This window comes from Nocardia vermiculata NBRC 100427, from assembly GCF_001613265.1.
Taxonomy (GTDB): Bacteria; Actinomycetota; Actinomycetes; order Mycobacteriales; family Mycobacteriaceae; genus Nocardia; species Nocardia vermiculata.
Map to the genome: position 1 here is coordinate 277380 of NZ_BDCA01000001.1, position 13506 is coordinate 290885.

At 68.0% G+C, this 13506-nt stretch carries 14 protein-coding genes and 1 other RNA gene; 9 read left to right on the forward strand and 6 right to left on the reverse strand.

The features are described 5' to 3' along the window. Positions 1–59 precede the first annotated feature (59 nt). From panB to NV2_RS01295, 4 genes are all read left to right on the forward strand, one after another. On the forward strand, positions 60–941 hold the full coding sequence (gene panB, locus NV2_RS01280; protein WP_084473762.1) for a 3-methyl-2-oxobutanoate hydroxymethyltransferase: 882 nt from the start codon (positions 60–62) through the stop codon (positions 939–941). A gap of 144 nt (positions 942–1085) precedes the next feature. Next, positions 1086–1580, forward strand: coding sequence for a hypothetical protein (locus NV2_RS32075; protein ID WP_245662384.1), 495 nt, complete (start codon positions 1086–1088; stop codon positions 1578–1580). Next, positions 1580–2542: a prolyl aminopeptidase gene (gene pip / locus NV2_RS01290; RefSeq protein ID WP_067867933.1), complete on the forward strand. Its 963-nt coding sequence runs from the start codon at positions 1580–1582 to the stop codon at positions 2540–2542. Before NV2_RS32075 ends, pip begins: the two co-directional genes overlap by 1 nt. Continuing rightward, positions 2539–3432: a CHAD domain-containing protein gene (locus NV2_RS01295; RefSeq protein ID WP_067867937.1), complete on the forward strand. Its 894-nt coding sequence runs from the start codon at positions 2539–2541 to the stop codon at positions 3430–3432. Before pip ends, NV2_RS01295 begins: the two co-directional genes overlap by 4 nt. Positions 3433–3673: 241 nt before the next feature. Here the strand turns inward: NV2_RS01295 and NV2_RS01300 are convergent, their stop codons facing one another. Next, a complete protein-coding gene (locus tag NV2_RS01300) occupies positions 3674–4003 on the reverse strand; it encodes a hypothetical protein (RefSeq protein ID WP_067867940.1) in 330 nt (109 codons plus the stop codon). 652 nt (positions 4004–4655) lie between these two features. Between NV2_RS01300 and NV2_RS01305 the strand changes: the two genes are divergently transcribed. Both NV2_RS01305 and NV2_RS01310 read left to right on the forward strand, forming a co-directional pair. After that, positions 4656–5066, forward strand: a complete 411-nt coding sequence (locus tag NV2_RS01305; RefSeq protein ID WP_067867943.1) for a nuclear transport factor 2 family protein — start codon at positions 4656–4658, stop codon at positions 5064–5066. A gap of 71 nt (positions 5067–5137) precedes the next feature. Continuing rightward, positions 5138–5782 carry a LysE family translocator gene (locus NV2_RS01310; protein ID WP_067867946.1) on the forward strand — a complete coding sequence of 215 codons (645 nt, stop codon included), beginning with the start codon at positions 5138–5140 and terminating at the stop codon, positions 5780–5782. Positions 5783–5840: 58 nt separating this feature from the next. Here NV2_RS01310 and rnpB read toward each other — a convergent pair. Then, an RNA gene (gene rnpB / locus NV2_RS01315) (RNase P RNA component class A) lies at positions 5841–6256 on the reverse strand. Between the two features lie 148 nt (positions 6257–6404). On the opposite strand from rnpB, the gene NV2_RS01320 reads away from it, so the two are divergent. Next, the gene (locus NV2_RS01320) at positions 6405–7568 is read left to right on the forward strand and encodes a lactate 2-monooxygenase (RefSeq protein WP_067867950.1); all 1164 of its coding nucleotides are present in this window, start codon (positions 6405–6407) and stop codon (positions 7566–7568) included. 62 nt (positions 7569–7630) lie between these two features. Continuing rightward, a complete protein-coding gene (locus NV2_RS01325) occupies positions 7631–8518 on the forward strand; it encodes an alpha/beta hydrolase (protein WP_067867954.1) in 888 nt (295 codons plus the stop codon). A 4-nt stretch (positions 8519–8522) separates the two neighbouring features. Here NV2_RS01325 and NV2_RS01330 read toward each other — a convergent pair whose 3' ends face one another. Then, positions 8523–9728, reverse strand: coding sequence for a bifunctional RNase H/acid phosphatase (locus NV2_RS01330; protein WP_067869089.1), 1206 nt, complete (start codon positions 9726–9728; stop codon positions 8523–8525). Between the two features lie 11 nt (positions 9729–9739). Beyond that, positions 9740–10477, reverse strand: a complete 738-nt coding sequence (locus NV2_RS01335) for a zinc ribbon domain-containing protein (protein WP_067867958.1) — start codon at positions 10475–10477, stop codon at positions 9740–9742. Positions 10478–10672: 195 nt separating this feature from the next. Here NV2_RS01335 and NV2_RS01340 point away from each other — a divergent pair, with 195 nt between their 5' ends. Continuing rightward, on the forward strand, positions 10673–11116 hold the full coding sequence (locus NV2_RS01340; protein ID WP_067867961.1) for an OsmC family protein: 444 nt from the start codon (positions 10673–10675) through the stop codon (positions 11114–11116). Between the two features lie 94 nt (positions 11117–11210). Here the strand turns inward: NV2_RS01340 and NV2_RS01345 are convergent, their stop codons facing one another. Continuing rightward, on the reverse strand, positions 11211–12353 hold the full coding sequence (locus NV2_RS01345; protein WP_373863523.1) for a Nif3-like dinuclear metal center hexameric protein: 1143 nt from the start codon (positions 12351–12353) through the stop codon (positions 11211–11213). 34 nt (positions 12354–12387) lie between these two features. Then, a complete protein-coding gene (gene cobC / locus NV2_RS01350) occupies positions 12388–13470 on the reverse strand; it encodes an Rv2231c family histidinol phosphate aminotransferase CobC (RefSeq protein WP_084473803.1) in 1083 nt (360 codons plus the stop codon). Positions 13471–13506: the final 36 nt, after the last annotated feature.

A 13506-nucleotide genomic window follows, 5' to 3' on the forward strand; every position in this document is an offset into this window, starting at 1 on the left:
TGGACGGGTCATAACAACCCGGGGACCCGATCGGGCCTCGAGGAACGACGAAAGGGACGATGATGTCCGCTGCTCAGGACAATCCTGTTTCCGGCACCACTGTTCCCGCGGAGAGCACTGCCTACGGTGCCGCACCGGCGACTTCCCGACGGAAGACGCGAGTGCAGCACCTGCAGCAGTGGAAGGCCGCGGGCGAGAAGTGGGCCATGCTCACCGCCTACGACTATTCGACTGCGAAGCTGTTCGAAGAGGCCGGCATCCCGGTGCTGCTGGTCGGTGATTCGGCGGCCAATGTGGTCTACGGCTACGACACCACGGTTCCGATCACCATCGACGAACTGCTACCGCTGGTCCGCGGCGTGGTGCGCGGCGCACCGCACGCGCTGGTGGTGGCAGATCTGCCGTTCGGCAGTTACGAGGGCTCCCCCGAACAGGCCCTCACCGCGGCCACCCGCTTCATGAAGGAGGGTGGTGCGCACGCGGTCAAACTGGAAGGCGGAGAACGGGTTTCCGAGCACATCGCCCGGCTCACCGCGTCCGGTATCCCGGTGGTGGCGCATATCGGTTTCACCCCGCAGAGCGTCAACACCCTCGGCGGTTTCCGAGTGCAAGGACGCGGCGACGGCGCCGAACAGCTGATCGCCGATGCCATCGCGGTCCAGGAAGCCGGGGCGTGCTCGGTGGTGATGGAGATGGTGCCGGCCGAGCTGGCCGGTCAGGTCACTCATAAACTCACCATTCCCACCGTCGGCATCGGCGCCGGCAACGATTGTGATGCCCAGGTCCTGGTCTGGCAGGACATGGCCGGGTACACCAGCGGCAAGACGGCCAAGTTCGTCAAGCACTTCGGCCGAGTCGGCGACGAATTGCGCAATGCCGCAGCGGCGTACGCGCAGGAAGTGGCCCGGGGCACCTTCCCCGGACCGGAGCACAGCTTCTGAGAACCGGCGGTGCGGGACCGATACCGGACCGAAGGTCCTGTCCCGCACCGCCGACCGGTTCGGCCGGCCGGACACGGTTCGGGCGAACTTCTCCCGAGCGGAACGACCCGGGCGTCGAGGATGGCAAAATTGTAGGTTCACTACGTGACCGCCGGAATCGAACAAAGGGAACAGATGTCGCAGAGCCGTTGGATGAGGTGCGCCGGGCTGGCCGCGGGAGCAGCGTTGACCGCCGCACTGGTCGCCGGATGTGGTGGCTCGGGCACCGATTCGGCCGAGTCCACGAATTCCGGCACCTCCGCATCCGCCACGGCCGCACATCCCAGCGGATCGTCCGGTGTCGACAAGGGACCGGGACCGAGCACGCCGGTGCAGGTCGAGGACCCGGTTGCCCAGAAGCTGTGCGACGCCATCTCGCCGCAGCTGTCGGACTGGCGTGTGCAGGGCCCGACGCTGGGGCGGGTGGCACTCAACATCACGGTGCACGAATGGGCCGCGCAGAACGGCGGTATCAACCTGGCGGTGCTGGGTGACAAGAGTTCGGTGGACCGCATCACCACCAAGACCTGTTCGGGTGTGCGCGACGAAGCGTTGCAGGCGCTGGAACTGCCCGATTTCGCCTCCGGGATCGCGTTCTGATGCGCACCCTGTACCCGCCCCTGCAGCCCTACCGCGACGGTATGCTCGACGTCGGCGACGGCCAGCAGCTCTACTGGGAGGAGTCGGGTAATCCCGACGGGAAGCCGGTGGTGTTCCTGCACGGCGGCCCGGGCGGCGGCACCACGCCGGCCCATCGGCAGTTCTTCGACCCGGCCGCCTACCGGATCGTGCTGTTCGACCAGCGCGGCTGCGGGCGTTCGGTTCCACACATCGCCGACGGTGCCGATCTCGCGACCAACACCACCTGGCATCTGGTGGCCGATATCGAACGGCTGCGTACCCAGCTCGGTATCGAACGCTGGCAGGTGTTCGGCGGCTCCTGGGGATCGACACTGGCACTGGCCTACGCGCAGACCCACCCCGAGCGGGTCACCGAGATGGTGCTGCGCGGAGTATTCCTGCTGCGGCGCAAGGAGATCGACTGGTACTACAACGGGGCGGCCGGCTTCGTCTATCCCGACGAGTGGGAGAAGTATCTGGCGCCGATCCCGGAACACGAGCGAGACGGTGACCTGGTCGCCGCCTATCACCGGCTGCTGGCCTCCCCCGATCCCGAGGTGGCAGCCGCCGCCGCGGTGGCCTGGTCCTGCTGGGAGGGCGCGACGAGTTCGCTGCTGCCACAACCGGATCGCGTCGAAGAGGCGGCCGATCCACGGTTCGCGCTGGCCTTCGCCCGGATCGAGAACCACTATTTCGTGAACGGCGGATTCCTCTCCGACGGCCAGCTGCTGCGCGATATCGACCGCATCGCTCATATCCCCGCGGTGATCGTGCAGGGCCGCCACGACATCGTGTGCCCGCCGGTGAGCGCATGGGATCTGCACCGCGCCTGGCCGGGTTCACGGCTACACCTGGTGCCCGATGCCGGTCATGCCGCGGCCGAGCCCGGGACCACCCACCACCTGATCGAGGCCACCGACGAGTTCCGGGATCACAGATGAGTAGCGCAGCCGGTCCCGCGATCGTCACCGCTCTCGGTGACGATGTGGATCGGCTGCTGTCCGCGGAGCCGCAGGTGCGCGCGGACCGCTACGACTCCGTCCACCAGATGCGCGTGGCCACCCGCCGCCTGCGCTCGGTGCTGCGTTCCTACCGGAAAGTGTTCCACCGCGCGCAGATCGACGCGCTCCGCGACGAATTACGCTGGCTCGCCGGTCTACTCGGTACCGCACGCGACGCCGAGGTGCGCGCCGAGCGGTTCGCCGCACTGCTGGACGAACATCCCGATATCGCACATCACCTCGGTCATCGTCTGGTGAGCACCGAGCGCACGGCCTACACCGACGCCCACCGCGCGGTTCTCGATGCCCTCGACAGCGATCGCTACGCCGCCCTGCGCGACCGGCTGCTGCGGTTGCGGACCGATCCGCCGTTGCACCGGCGCCGTGCCGCACGCGGTGATCGGGAGGTGTTCAGCGCCGCAGTGCGCGCCGACATCCGCCGACTCGACCGGAGGGTGCGAGCCGAAACGGCGGTCGACGACGCCGACCGGGTGGAGAGTTTGCACGATATCCGCAAGGCCGCCAAGCGATTACGCTATTGCGCCGAATCCGCGGAACGCGTGCTCGACGGCCCGGCCGAGGAGGTGGCCCGGCGGGCGAAGAAGATCCAGTCGGTGCTGGGGGATCACCGCGATGCGATCGAGGCCCTCGCGACGATCGCCACCCGCGCGGAATTCGCCCGCTCCCACGGGGTCGATATCACCGCATACGAGCAATTGTGCGCGATGGAGGCCGATGCGGCACGCCGGGCCCTGGACCGATACCCCGGCACCGTCGCCTTCCTCCGTGACGACCCGCTATCGTACGAATCCGGCGGTCGGCCGCATTGATTCTGTATCGGCCGGCATTCGTGTCGCCTCGACAATCGCTGATGCTGCGCGGACCACACCGGGCAACTAGAGAAATATCGATGCAATCGGCCCGGACGCCCGCGAGCGCATCCACTACGCCGCGGGCCTCCGAGACCGCCTCGGGCGAAAGTCCGAGGCGAGTTCGAATTCGAAACGCACGGCACCGCAATTCGACGGCACCGAGTCGATTCGACATGCGTTCCACGCAGAACGCTGAAATCTACTTCAGCGCCAGCATGGTGCCGTTCAGCTGATCCACCGGCCCGTAGACGGTGAACACGACGCGCCCGTCGGGGTACCGCGACGACAGGGCGGCCGCCGAATCGAGGGCCTGCCCGAACGAGGAGGCCGACGGATGCGGCAGCACCGCGATGGTGCGGCCGAAGTGGTTCTGGTTGACCCAGGCGGTGTCACCGTGGTTGAGATCGACCTGCACACCACCCGGCAGCGGCGTCACCGCGACCGCGGACGCCGAACCCGCTCCCATTACTGCCGCACCCGACGCAGCGGCGACGATTACCGCACCGGCTGCCATCTTGCGAACTCGCATATATATAGAACCTGCTTTCCGACACTCGTAGCACCCATGTCCACTGCCATCCCCGACAGCAGCCATTTCCAACGGCAACACCTTATGACGTCGGTCACCACCAGGCCACCCCGGCCCGGACCGTCGCCCGGGACACGCCGAGGATGTCCGATTCCGGCGGTGCGACATTCAGAGCATTTCGGTATCGAGCCGAAAAATGCCCGCGGGCCGAATCCGGTCCGTCGCCACTATTCGAATCGTGCACCGGGGTCTGTTTTCCGCCGATACTGCAACCGCCCGAATGCGCTGTTACTGTGAGCAATGGTGCGGCGAGCGAAATTTCGTGCTGCCGTTACCGAACTCGAACGGTCGCGGGCCCACACCGTGCCAGGCCGCAGGGGTCCGTGCGGTAACGCGAGTTCGCCGCGCAACGAGAATCGTCGAGTAACAGTTCACCGAGTACAAGGAGTTCCATACCTGATGTCGTCCATCGTCTACGACTACCTGCTGCCGCTCCTCGGTCCCGAGCAGGCCACCCACTGGGCACAGATCCTGGTGATCAGCCCCGCCGGCTGAGTCCCGGCACCGCCCGGTGCCCGCCACGGCGGGCGCCGGCTCCGGGCCGCCCGCCGTCCGGGCAGCCCGTCGAATACCGAGAACCACGCGCCGAAGGATGGCCACTGTCGTGCTCACCGCCGAAGACCGCTTCGCCATCACCGATCTGATCAATCTGCACGGCCACCTCACCGACAACGGTGACCTCGACGGCTGGCCCGCACTGTTCAGCGAGGATGTCGTCTACGACGTGACAGCGCTGGGCGGGGACGTGCTGGTGGGCCTGCATGCCCTCCGCGCCGCCGCCCTGGAACTGGGCGAGCGCAATCCCGTCGCCCACCACGTGACCAATATCGTGCTGAACGAAGTCGCCGACGGCACCGTGCGGGCGTTGTCCAAGGGCCTGTCGATCTGGACCGACGGTTCGGCGGGCAGCGTCACCTACGAAGACACCATCGGGCGCGTCGGCGACGGCTGGAAGATCACCCATCGCATCGTGCGCCCGCGCAGGCAACCACTGCGCCCCTGACTCGCCGGAGGCCAGTCCGGCACAAGCGGCCATCGACACCCGCCATCGGCTCGAACACACTGACCGATGTGATGATTTCTACCGCAGCCGTTCTCGGTATGGCCGTCACCGCCCTGGGGATGGTTCTCACGCCCGGACCGAACATGATGTACCTGGTGTCGCGCAGTATCAGCCAGGGGCGTATCGCCGGACTGATCTCGCTCGCCGGGACCGCCGTCGGCTTCGTCGTGTACATGGGGATGGCCAATGCCGGTCTGGCGGTGGTGTTCGTCGCGGTGCCGTGGCTGTACGTGGGGTTCAAGGCCGCCGGCGCACTGTATCTCGCGTATCTGGCGTGGCAGGCGCTGCGGCCGGGCGGCCGGGGTTTGTTCGAAACAACTGCGTTGGAACGTGATTCGGCCGGGCGCCTGTTCCGGATGGGACTGTTCACCAACCTGTTGAATCCGAAAGCCGCGATCATGTACCTGGCATTGATCCCCCAGTTCGTCGATCCGGGACGGGGTCACGCTGGGCGGCAGGGGCTGTTGCTCGGTGGCATACAGATCACCGTCAGTGTGCTGGTCAACGCCGTGATCGTGCTCGCGGCCGGCACCGTCGCGGCCGTGGTCGCGCGCCGACCCGCGTGGACCTCCTGGCAGCGCCGGATCACCGGCACACTACTGGGAGCGGTGGCGGTACTGCTGGCGCGGGAGGTCCCGGCCAGAGCTCCGGCATAGTCGGCAACGACGACACCGCCGCGGTCGCGATGTCGACAACCACGAACGGCCCCGGAGGGTGACGAGCCGGTCTGTAAGCCGGATCCTGTTCCCGGTTCGCACCGGGAGGCGACCATCCATCTGGGTGCACCGTCACCGGGCACCTCGAGCAGTCAACCCGCAGGCTCGGGCGAGCAGCCCTCGGACACCTGCGCAGTCGCACTCACCGAGTGCGACCTTCGACCTTGCTCCGGGCGGGGTTTACCTAGCCGCCCCGGTCACCCGGGGCGCTGGTGCGCTCTTACCGCACCGTTTCACCCTTACCGGCGGTCTCCGAGGAGGCCACCGGCGGTTTGTTTTCTGTGGCACTGTCCCGCGGGTCACCCCGGGTTGCCGTTAACAACCGCCCTGCTCTGTGGAGTCCGGACTTTCCTCGGCGACAGGCGGCGGTACAACTGCACCCGTTCCCGTCGACGCGGTCGCCCGACCGACTCGTCGCTGCCTATTGTGCCGTGTGCGCACCGTGTGCACGCACCCACCCCCGTGGGGTTCCGCAGACGTAGCGCGGTACCGGCGGTAACGCATAGGGTCCGGATGCACGGCGTCGGCGCCGTGCACGATCCGGTACGAAAGGGCAGCGCATATGGGGTTCGGCGACTTTCAGAACGAGATCTACTTCCAGGGGCTGCGCGGTGTGGTGCCGGAACTCCCGGTCACCTACGCCGACCTCGAGCAGCGCGCCCGGGCGGCCCTGCCCCCGGCGATCTGGAGCTACGTCGCGGGCGGTGCCGGCGACGAACGAACGCAACGAGCGAACGTGACCGCGTTCGACCGATGGGGGCTCATCCCCCGCATGTTCGTCGGCGCGAAGGAACGCGACCTCTCGGTGGACCTGTTCGGAACGACTCTTCCGACACCACTTTTCCTGGCTCCGGTCGGCGTGATCGGACTGTGCGGACAGGACGGGCACGGTGACCTGGCCACCGCACGTGCCGCCGCACGCACCGGCGTGCCGATGGTCGCCTCCACACTCACCGTCGATCCGATGGAAGACGTCGCGGCCGAATTCGGCGACACCCCAGGGTTTTTCCAGCTCTACACACCCACGGACCGCGACCTGGCGGCCAGCCTGGTGCAGCGCGCGGAACGAGCCGGGTTCAAGGCCATCGTGGTCACTCTCGACACCTGGATCACCGGATGGCGCCCGCGGGACCTGTCCACCGGGAACTTCCCGCAACTGCGCGGGCACTGCCTGGCCAACTATTTCACCGATCCGGTCTTTCGCGCCGGTCTGGAGCGCACTCCGGAGGAGGATCCGATGGGGGCGGTGCTGCGCTGGGTGCAGTTGTTCGGCAACCCACTGCGCTGGGAGGACCTGAGCTGGTTGCGTTCACTCACCGACCTGCCCCTGATCGTGAAGGGTATCTGCCACCCCGACGATGCTCGCCGGGCCCGCGACGGCGGCGTGGACGGCATCTACTGCTCCAATCACGGCGGCCGGCAGGCCAACGGCGGGTTGCCGGCGCTGGACATGCTGCCGGAAGTGGTCGCCGCCGCGGACGGGCTGCCGGTGCTGTTCGACTCCGGAATTCGCAGTGGCGCCGATATCGTCAAGGCCCTCGCGCTCGGAGCGAGTGCGGTGGGAATCGGACGCCCCTACGCCTACGGTCTGGCGCTCGGCGGGGCGGATGGAATCGTGCATGTGCTGCGCTCACTACTGGCCGAAACAGACCTGATCATGGCGGTCGACGGTTATCCCGAACGCAAAGATCTGACTCGCGAATGTTTGCGTTCTGTTCACCTGTGAACGCACCATGACCGGGGATCCAGGTCATCGTCCACCGGCGCGACACAGTACCGTTGTCGCCCATGGAGCGTGTCGAGGTGGGGTTCGGTTCGGGAAACGAACAGTGTGCAGCGTGGCTCTATCTTCCGGACGGTCCGCCCAAACCGCGTCCACTGGTGATCATGGGACACGGGCTGGGCGCGAACCGGGAAATGGGGCTGGATCGGTATGCGCGCCGGTTCGCAGCGGCCGGAATGGGCGTGCTGGTCTTCGATTACCGACATTTCGGGGCAAGCGGTGGAAAACCCCGGCAGTTGATCAATATCTCCCGGCAACGTGACGACTGGCGCGCCGCGATCGCCTTCGCCCGGACCCTCAAGGGTTTCGATGCCACCCGGATCGCGTTGTGGGGCACCTCGTTCGGTGGCGGACACGTGCTGTCCATCGCACACGAGGACGACTACCTGGCCGCGGTGGTCGCCCAGTGCCCGTTCACCAGTGGCTCGTCCTCGGCATGGGCGAAGGGACCGATCAGTGTCACCAGAACCGGCACGCTGGCACTGATCGATGTGCTGGTGGGCCCGATCCGGCGCAAGCCGGTGGGCGTCCGGCTGGCCGGGCGGAAACGGTCGGCCGCCTTGATGAGCGCATCGGACGTGCCGGAGGGGTTCGGCCGCCTCGCCGAGGAGAGCGATCAGTACCAACCGAAAGTGGCCGCCCGCATAGGGTTCTCAGCGCTGTTCGATGCACCGTGGCGGCGCACCAAGGGCATCAAGGTGCCGGTGCTGTACGCGGTCTGCGACAACGATTCGGTGGCGCCAACGGGCCCGACCCTCAAGGCTGCCGAGCGCACCAAGCACAGTGTCGTCAAGCAGTACCCGATCGGGCATTTCGACATCTACTTCGACGACTGGTTCGAGAAGGCCGTCTACGACCAGACCGAATTCCTGGTGTCGGTGCTGCGCCCCTGAGACCTCAGAGGTAGGAGGTGTCGTTGACCAGCCGAACCGAGGATCCACCGTCGGGATAGAACTCGGCGATCGACAGCGAGGCCAGATCCAGGTGCAGGCGGTACAGCAGTGCGGGTCCGACCTGGAGGGCCAGCTGCAGCAGGGTTTTGATCGGCGTCACATGGCTGACCACCACGATGTTCTGCCCGGGATACAGTGCGATCAGATCACGGCGTGCCGCCTCGACCCGCTCGCGCACCCGGTCGAAGCTCTCGCCACCCGGGGCCGGCAACGAGGGGTCGCCGAGCCAACGCTGATGCAGCTCCGGATCACGCTGTGCGGCTTCGGTGAAGGTCAACCCCTCCCATTCTCCGAAGTCGGTCTCGGTGAGCGACTCCAGCACTCGCACCGGAACGTCGAGCGCTTGCGCCGCCGCCTGTGCGGTTTCGCGGGCGCGACCCAACGGTGAGGTGACCACAGCGGCGATATCTCCCTTGGCGGCAAGATATTTCGCCGCCCGCAGCGCCTGCTCGCGACCGAGTTCGGTCAGCTCCGGGTTCCCGCGACCGGAGTAGCGGCGTTGCACCGACAGCGCGGTCTGCCCGTGTCGCAGCAACAGCAGCCTGGTCGGTCGGCCCTGTGCGCCGGTCCAGCCCGGGCCGGCGTTCGCTGCCGTTTCCGCGGGTGCCGGCACCGCGGGATCACGCTGCGGCGAACGCGTGTCGGCGACATCGTCGACCCAGCTGGGTTCCGGCTCGCGCGCAGCACCGCCACCGACCGCGGAATCCGCGGTGTCGGCCTCGCGAACTTCGGCGACCACCTCGGCGTCGTCCATGGCTTCGTTGGCGAGCCGATCGGCGTGCGAATTCTGTTCCCGCGGAATCCATTGAAAGCTCACGCGTTCGAATCCGGCGACCAGTTGCCGGGCTCGCTCGGCGAGCGGAATCATCGCCGCGTGCTTGACCTTCCAGCGGCCCGACATCTGCTCGACGACGAGCTTGGAGTCCATCCGCACCTCGACGATGCGGGCACCGAGTTCGGCGGCAGCCGCCAAACCGGCGATCAATCCCCGATATTCGGCGACGTTGTTGGTGGTGACGCCGAGATATTCCCGACGTTCGGCGAGCACCGCCACATGGTCGGCATCCCAGATGACCGCACCGTACCCAGCGGTCCCCGGATTGCCACGGGAGCCGCCGTCGGCCTCGACTATCACATTGCGCACCGCCATCGCCGGCACCGTCACAATCCGGACTGCTTGGTACGCACCATGATCGCGCCGCATTCGGGGCACCGAACCACCACCTGCGGTTCGGTCTTGGCGATACGGGCGATCTCACCGCGATCGAGTTCGATGCGGCAGGCTCCACAGCGGCGCGCCTGCAGCAGTGCCGCGCCGACACCGTGCTGAGTGCGCTGTTTTTCGTAGACGGCCAGCAGCTCTTCGGGGAATCCGGGGACGAGGGCGGTGCGATCGGCTTCGCAGCGCTGCACCGCGACGTCCAGATCGGCCAGCGCCTCGTCGCGGCGCCGCTGCGCGAGGCCCAGCTCCTCCTCGGCGTGGGAGAGGTTCGCACCGGCATGCTGATGGTCGGCCTCCGCGGCTTCGCGGCGTTCCATGACCTCGAGCAGTTCGTCCTCCAGTACGCCACGGCGGCGTTCCAGACTGCCCAGCTCGTGCTGGAGCTCCGACAACTGCTTGGCGCCGACACTGCCGCCTTCGAGCATGCCGCGGTCACGCGCCTCACGCTTACGCACGGCGTCGACCTCGCCCTCGAGCTTGCGAATGTCGCGGTCCAGGTCGTCGAGTTGGATCTCGACCTTGACCGCCGCATCCTTACGTTCGGTGCGTTCGGTTTCCAGCCGCTGCACTTCCTGCTGTTCGGGCAGCACCTTGCGGCGATGCGCGATCCGTGTCAGCTCGGCGTCGACAGCCGCGAGGTCGAGCAGTTTGGCCTGGATCGGTTGTTCGACATTCAACGCGGGACGTACTCCTCGACACTATGGACGGATGCGAGGCGACGCACAACGGGTGCGCGACGCCGGTGCCCAACCGTACTCTGCCCGCGCCCGCTTTCGTCCCAAGCCCGCCGGACCGCTGCTCGAGCGGCTGTCGCCGACCGGCGCGTCCGAATACCGCGTGCGGGAGCCGTCCCGATCTGCGACGCTCATCGGATGGCCGAGCATCGATATCGGGTCGACGTGGTGTGGACCGGTGCGACCACAGATTACCGGACGTATTCGCGCAACCACGAGGTCCTCGCTCCGGGGCCACCCCCACTGCCCGCCTCCGCGGATCCGGTCGTGGGGCGCGGGGACCCGGACCGCTGGAATCCCGAGCAACTGTTGGTCGCGTCGCTGTCCCAATGCCACATGCTCTGGTACCTGCATCTGGCCGTCGAGGCCGGGATCGTGGTGGTCGACTATCTCGACGAGGCCGAAGGTGTGATGAACGCCCGCCGCTTCGAACAGGTCACGCTGCGTCCCCGGGTCACCATCACCGATGCCGCACTGACCGAGCGGGCACGAGCGCTGCATGAGCAGGCCCACGAACGCTGCTTCATCGCGAACTCGGTCAACTTCCCCGTGCACCACGAACCCGATATCCGGGTCGAGTAGACACCGGCCGTCGTCCACACGGCCGTGGCATGACCGCACCGCCGGCGGCCGACCGGGACGAGAACTCTTCGTGCCGACGCCCCGGGCCCACGCGTCAGTCGTCCGCGGCCCCGATCGTCCACGGGTCGGTGCGCACTCTGCAGACTCGTGTCTGCAGGCCGGGCAGCGCATCCCGGACGCGGGCTTCCGCCTGCTCGCACCACGGGAATTCGCTGGCCCAGTGGGCGACGTCGACGAGCGCCGGACCGCCCGCACGCAGATGTTCGTCGGCCGGGTGATGACGCAGATCGGCGGTGACGTAGGCGTCGACGCCCCGTGCCGACACCTCCGCGAGCAAGGAGTCGCCCGCGCCCCCGCACACCGCGACCGTGCGGATCTCCCGGTCGGGATCGCCGGCGGCGCGCACTCCCCAGGCGGTACCCGGCAGAGCGGCACGCACCCGGGAGGTGAATGCGCGCAAGGTCTCCGGTTCACGCAGGGTGCCGATGCGGCCGAGCCCCAGGCCGGTGGGCAGTGCCGCACGCTCGGTGATGTCGAACGCGGGTTCCTCGTAGGGGTGCGCCGCGCGGAGAGCGGCCAGCACGGCGGCGCGCGCGGAAGGCGGCGCGATCACCTCGACCCGATCCTCCTCGACGTACTCGAGGTCCCCCACCCGGCCGATCGCCGGATTCGCACCGTCGAGCGGACGGAACTGTCCGGTCCCCGGAACCCGCCACCCACATTCGCGATAGTTCCCGGCCCCACCGGCACCGGCGGCGAACAGCGCGGTGAGCACCTCGTCGGTGTGGGTGCGCGGCACGAACACCACCCAGGTGTCCACCGGTCGCGCGGATTTCGGCTCCAGCGGACCGGTCACCGTGATCCCCAGCGCGTGCGCGAGGGCGTCGGAGACCCCGGGATCGGCCGAGTCCGCGTTGGTGTGCGCGGTGAACAGGGCACAGTCGTTGCGGATCAGCCGGTGCAGCAGTGCGCCCTTCGGGGTGTTCGCGGCGACGGTGTCCACTCCGCGCAACAACAACGGGTGATGCACAACCAAAGCCTGTGCGCCCCAGTCGATCGCCGCGTCGACCACCGCCGCGGTCGCATCGACCGCGAACATCACTCGATGGGCCGGCGCCTCCGGATCACCGCAGACCAGGCCCACCGAATCCCACTTCTCGGCCAGCCGGGGCGGATAGGCCTCGTCGAGTATCTCTATCAGATCTTTCAGTGCCACATCGGAATTCGCTGCTGTCACCACCGCACCTCCACCATATCGCTTACCGTCCATGTCACAGGCCGATGTCCGCGATCGCGGTGATCAACCGGTCGACCTGCTGTGGTCCGCGCACCGCCAGCCGCAGGAAGCCACGCTCTAGTCCGGGAAAGGTGTCTCCGCGCCGGACAGCAATGTCGTTGTCGGCCAGCCGTTTCCGTAGCAGCTCGGCGTCGGGGACCCGGACCAGCAGAAAGGGGCCCGCTGCCGGTTCGTGCACCTCGATGCCGAGGGCTCGTAGCCGGGGAATCATCGCCGCGCGATCGGCCGCGATCCGCGCCGCACTAGTCGCGGCCTCGGCCAGTGCGGCCGGTTCGCTGGTCGCCGCGATCGCCTCGAGCTGCAGTGTGCCCACCGCCCAGTGCGCCCGGCCCTGCTCGAACCGGGCCAGCACATCGGGGGCGCCCAGCAGGTACCCACAGCGCAGCCCGGCCAGCGCCCACGTCTTGGTGAGGCTGCGCAGCACCACCACATCCGGAGTGGATTGTCCGGCGAGGGATTCCGGCTCGCCCGGGACGGCATCGGCGAATGCCTCGTCCACCACGACGATGCGGCCGGGGCGTCGCAACGACTCGACGGCCGCGCGCGGGTGCAGAACCGAGGTCGGATTGGTCGGGTTGCCGAGCACCACCAGATCGGCCTGCTCGGGCACCAGCGCCGACGCCAGCTCGTACGGCGGCGCCAGCACGACCCGCGTCACCGGAACATCGGCTTCGCGCAACGCCAGCTCCGGTTCGGTGAACGACGGGTGGATCACCGCGGCCAGGGCCGGGGCCATCCGGGGCAGCAGCGCGAAGCCCTCGGCGGCGCCGGACAGCAACAGCACCTCTTCCGGCGAGCGACCGTGCCGGGCGGCCACCACCGCCCGCACCGCCGCGGTCTCCGCCGCGGACGGGTAGCGGCCCAGTTCCGGCAGCCGCCGCGCCAACCGCCGCTGCAACCACTCCGGTGGCGCTGTGCCCTGCACATTCACCGCGAAGTCCAGCATCCCGGGCCGCACCTCGCTGTCGCCGTGATGCCGCAATGCGGCACGGTCGACCGGGGCACTGTCCGGGGTGTGCGGCGCATGCCGCGCGGCGCTGTCGTCCGCGGCGGGCATGGCGGTCTCTGCGGTCGGGTGAGTGTCCTCGGGCAC

Excerpts from the sequence above, each read along its gene's own strand:
- panB (WP_084473762.1), top strand. The coding sequence starts at position 60 with ATGATGTCCGCTGCTCAGGACAATCCTGTTTCCGGCACCACTGTTCCC.
- pip (WP_067867933.1), top strand. The coding sequence starts at position 1,580 with ATGCGCACCCTGTACCCGCCCCTGCAGCCCTACCGCGACGGTATGCTC.
- NV2_RS01295 (WP_067867937.1), top strand. The coding sequence starts at position 2,539 with ATGAGTAGCGCAGCCGGTCCCGCGATCGTCACCGCTCTCGGTGACGAT.
- NV2_RS01300 (WP_067867940.1), bottom strand. The coding sequence starts at position 4,003 with ATGCGAGTTCGCAAGATGGCAGCCGGTGCGGTAATCGTCGCCGCTGCG.
- NV2_RS01305 (WP_067867943.1), top strand. The coding sequence starts at position 4,656 with ATGGCCACTGTCGTGCTCACCGCCGAAGACCGCTTCGCCATCACCGAT.
- NV2_RS01310 (WP_067867946.1), top strand. The coding sequence starts at position 5,138 with ATGATTTCTACCGCAGCCGTTCTCGGTATGGCCGTCACCGCCCTGGGG.
- NV2_RS01320 (WP_067867950.1), top strand. The coding sequence starts at position 6,405 with ATGGGGTTCGGCGACTTTCAGAACGAGATCTACTTCCAGGGGCTGCGC.
- NV2_RS01325 (WP_067867954.1), top strand. The coding sequence starts at position 7,631 with ATGGAGCGTGTCGAGGTGGGGTTCGGTTCGGGAAACGAACAGTGTGCA.
- NV2_RS01330 (WP_067869089.1), bottom strand. The coding sequence starts at position 9,728 with ATGGCGGTGCGCAATGTGATAGTCGAGGCCGACGGCGGCTCCCGTGGC.
- NV2_RS01340 (WP_067867961.1), top strand. The coding sequence starts at position 10,673 with ATGGCCGAGCATCGATATCGGGTCGACGTGGTGTGGACCGGTGCGACC.
- cobC (WP_084473803.1), bottom strand. The coding sequence starts at position 13,470 with ATGCCCGCCGCGGACGACAGCGCCGCGCGGCATGCGCCGCACACCCCG.